The organism is Sphingomonas sp., from assembly GCF_051962185.1.
Classification (GTDB): domain Bacteria; phylum Pseudomonadota; class Alphaproteobacteria; order Sphingomonadales; family Sphingomonadaceae; genus Sphingomonas.
Genome location: NZ_JBQCCN010000203.1, coordinates 1 through 2,838, shown reverse-complemented (window position 1 = coordinate 2,838; position 2,838 = coordinate 1). Strand labels below are relative to the sequence as shown.

3 protein-coding genes and 1 pseudogene are annotated in these 2,838 nt (G+C 67.8%); 2 read left to right on the top strand and 2 right to left on the bottom strand.

Features of this window, described 5'->3' with window-relative positions; translation table 11 throughout:
• The first annotated feature begins 5 nt into the window (after positions 1-5).
• Both ACTHJR_RS12910 and ACTHJR_RS12905 read left to right on the top strand, forming a co-directional pair.
• Positions 6-407 (top strand): flagellar export chaperone FliS, encoded by a 402-nt coding sequence (locus ACTHJR_RS12910; protein WP_440523638.1) that lies wholly within the window; start codon positions 6-8, stop codon positions 405-407.
• Positions 408-542: 135 nt separating this feature from the next.
• Positions 543-1,103, top strand: coding sequence for a response regulator (locus ACTHJR_RS12905; RefSeq protein ID WP_440523637.1), 561 nt, complete (start codon positions 543-545; stop codon positions 1,101-1,103).
• Positions 1,104-1,154: 51 nt separating this feature from the next.
• Here the strand turns inward: ACTHJR_RS12905 and ACTHJR_RS12900 are convergent, their stop codons facing one another.
• Both ACTHJR_RS12900 and ACTHJR_RS12895 read right to left on the bottom strand, forming a co-directional pair.
• Positions 1,155-2,111 carry a zinc transporter ZntB gene (locus ACTHJR_RS12900; protein WP_440523636.1) on the bottom strand — a complete coding sequence of 319 codons (957 nt, stop codon included), beginning with the start codon at positions 2,109-2,111 and terminating at the stop codon, positions 1,155-1,157.
• A pseudogene (locus ACTHJR_RS12895) lies at positions 2,108-2,838 on the bottom strand (NAD(P)-dependent oxidoreductase); the annotation flags it as partial. The pseudogene ACTHJR_RS12895 and the gene ACTHJR_RS12900, both read right to left, overlap by 4 nt.

The window sequence follows — 2,838 nt, the reverse complement described above, 5'->3', positions numbered from 1 at the left end:
AACTGATGGCCGGCTACGCGACCGCATTGCGCGGAGATCCCGAAGCGACCTATCGCCAGATCGACCTGGTCGGACGCACCGGCGAGGCCGACGGGCCGGCGCTCGTGCAATTGCTGTACGAAGAGCTGGTCCGCGCGCTGCGCGTTGCGGCGCACGCCACGCAGCACCAGAATTTCGCGCTCAAGAGCGAGAAGATCACGCGCGCGACCGCGATCCTCTTCGCACTCGAGGCGGGGCTCGATTTCGACGCGGGCGGCGAGGTATCGCAGACGCTGGCGCGGCTCTATCGCGGCGCGCGAAACGCGATCGTCGATGCGAGCGTGGGCAGCGACCCCGAACCCTTCCTCGAAGTCGCCGCCAACCTCGAGGAAATCGCCAACGCCTGGGCCCAGGCGCGCCGCGGCTGACCGGGGAAACAGGGTTGCCGCGCCATTAACCCTTTCGAGACGGTCGCCGGTCTAGAATTCCGGCCGACACGCGGAACGGCCGGCATCCTGGCCGGTTCAGCCCGACGAACGGCCCGCGGGCCGAAGGAAGGACTTATGGCCGATCTCCACAAGCCGGTGCGCACCATTCTGGTGGTCGATGACAGCCGCACCAATTTGAACGTCATCGGCAAGCGGTTGACGCATTTCGGCTATCTGACCGCGCTCGCCGACAATGGCAGCGAGGCGCTCGACATGATCGCGGGGCGGGGGTTCGATCTCGTCCTGCTCGACCTGGTCATGCCGGTGATGAGCGGCTTGCAGGTGCTCGCCGAATTGCGCTCGCGGCCGGAGACCATCGACCTGCCGATCATCGTCGTCACCGGCCGTAGCGATCCCGCAGCGGCCGTCCAGGCGCTGGCGGCCGGCGCCGACGACCATGTCGCCAAGCCGTTCGACTTCGACGTGCTTCACGCGCGAATCGAGCGCACCTTGGCCCGCGCGCGGCGCATCGCCGACCTCAAGCGTTCCAACGCCGCGCTCGACGCGCGGATCGCGGCGCGCGCGATGGAATTGGGCGAAACCCGCGCCGAACTCGCCGATATCCGCGCCGATCGCCAGCGACTGATCGTGTCGCTGCAGGCACTGCACGACGAGGTCGAGCGGCTGCGGGCGTAAGCATGGTCGACCAGATTTCCCTCTCCGCAAGCGGTAGAGGGCGAGTAATTTTCACCCTCTCAACCAGTGCCGCCGCACGAAGTACGTCGTGACGCCCACCGCCGTCAGCAGGCAGATCCCGACGATCGCGTCGAATGCCCAGGACTTGTCGGCGAGCCACAGCCCCTTGACGTTCATCCCGTAGAGCCCGGTCAGGAAGGTCAGCGGCAGGAAGATCATCGCGACGATCGAGATGATCAGCGCGCGCTGGTCGATCTGCTCGGCGCGCAGGTCGGTCAGCGCCTCATGGGTTAGCGCCGAGCGCTCGCGGATGCTTTCCAGTTCCTCGGCCATGCGCGCGGCGCGATCGGCGGCGGCGGACAGATGCAGGCGGTCGTCATCACCCAGCCAGCCGACCTGGAGCGTGCTCAATTTCTCCAGCGCGGTGCGCTGCGGCGCCAGGAAGCGGCGATAGCCGATCGACTGGACGCGCACGCGGGTGACGGTGCGGCGCAGTTCGAAGATCTTCTCGTCGTCGAGCGAGGTCTCGCATTCGTCGAGATCGTCGCCAAGCTGCGCGACGTCGGGATCGAGATCGCTGGTGATCGCGGTGGCGAATTCGGTGATCAGGTCGCCGGGGTCGCGCACCTGGCCCGCCTCGACGCATTGCTCTACCAGCCCGAGCGCGTTCAATTTCTTGCGGGTGACCGAGATGACGCGACCTTCGATCGCCCAGATGCGGACCGAGGCGAGGGGATCGGACGAGACCATTTCGTCCTCCGACCGCCCGCGCAGGTTGAGCAAGGCGCCGTCGCCGAATTGCTCGCACCGCGGCCGGGTCTCGGTCGCGGTCAGCGCATCGACCAGATAATCGTCGAGCTTGGCGACGTCGGACAGCCAGGCCTGGGCATGTTCGTTGTTGGTCGACAGATGCACCCAGACGAAGCCGTTCCCGATATCGAGCGCCTGCTTGATCTCGCACTTGGTCGCCTTGCCGTTGCCGTCGACATGATAGGCGAAGCCGGTCATCGCGCCATCTCCAGATACACGGTCAGTCCTTCTGCCATAGCAACGGGTAAACCCTCCGCTATGATCCGCGGCGCGTCGGCGCGGGCGCGATCGAGAATCGCCGCCGGCACGTCGGGCGCGTGGACCACGCGGTCGGCGCGCGCGAGCGCACGTGCCTGGCGGAGGGTGAGATCGTCGGGATCGGACGAGGTCAGGGTGATCTCGATGATGTCATTGGCTTGGCCTTCAGGTCCAGGCTGAACGGAGGTCGGCGGCCAGGTCTCGACGGCCGCAACGATCGCACGAAGGGGATCGAGCGGCCCGCCCGCGCTCATCGCGCCGCTCAGCGCGCGACGCCGTTCATCGGATTCCGGGAAGCGCTCGCGCAAGCGCGCGCGCGCCGTGCAATGCCTCGGCCAGGCCGCCCAGCGTCGTCGGCAGGATGGTTTCCAGCCGCTGGCGCAGCGCCGCCGCCAACCCAGCGGAGGCACCGCCGGTGCCGATCGCCACGATCACCGGCGAGCGATCGACGATCGCGGGCAGCGTGAAATCGCATAGATCGGGCCGGTCGACCGCATTGACCAGCACGCCGCGCGCCCTGAGCCGCGCCACCGTCTCGTCGGGATCGTCGAGCGCGACGATCGCCAGCGCGGCGCTCGCTTCCTCACTCACGATGGTCGCCCCGGCGCGCTCGAGCAGCCGCCTTTTGGCGTCCGCCGCGTCGCCTTCGCCGATCAGCATCACCGGC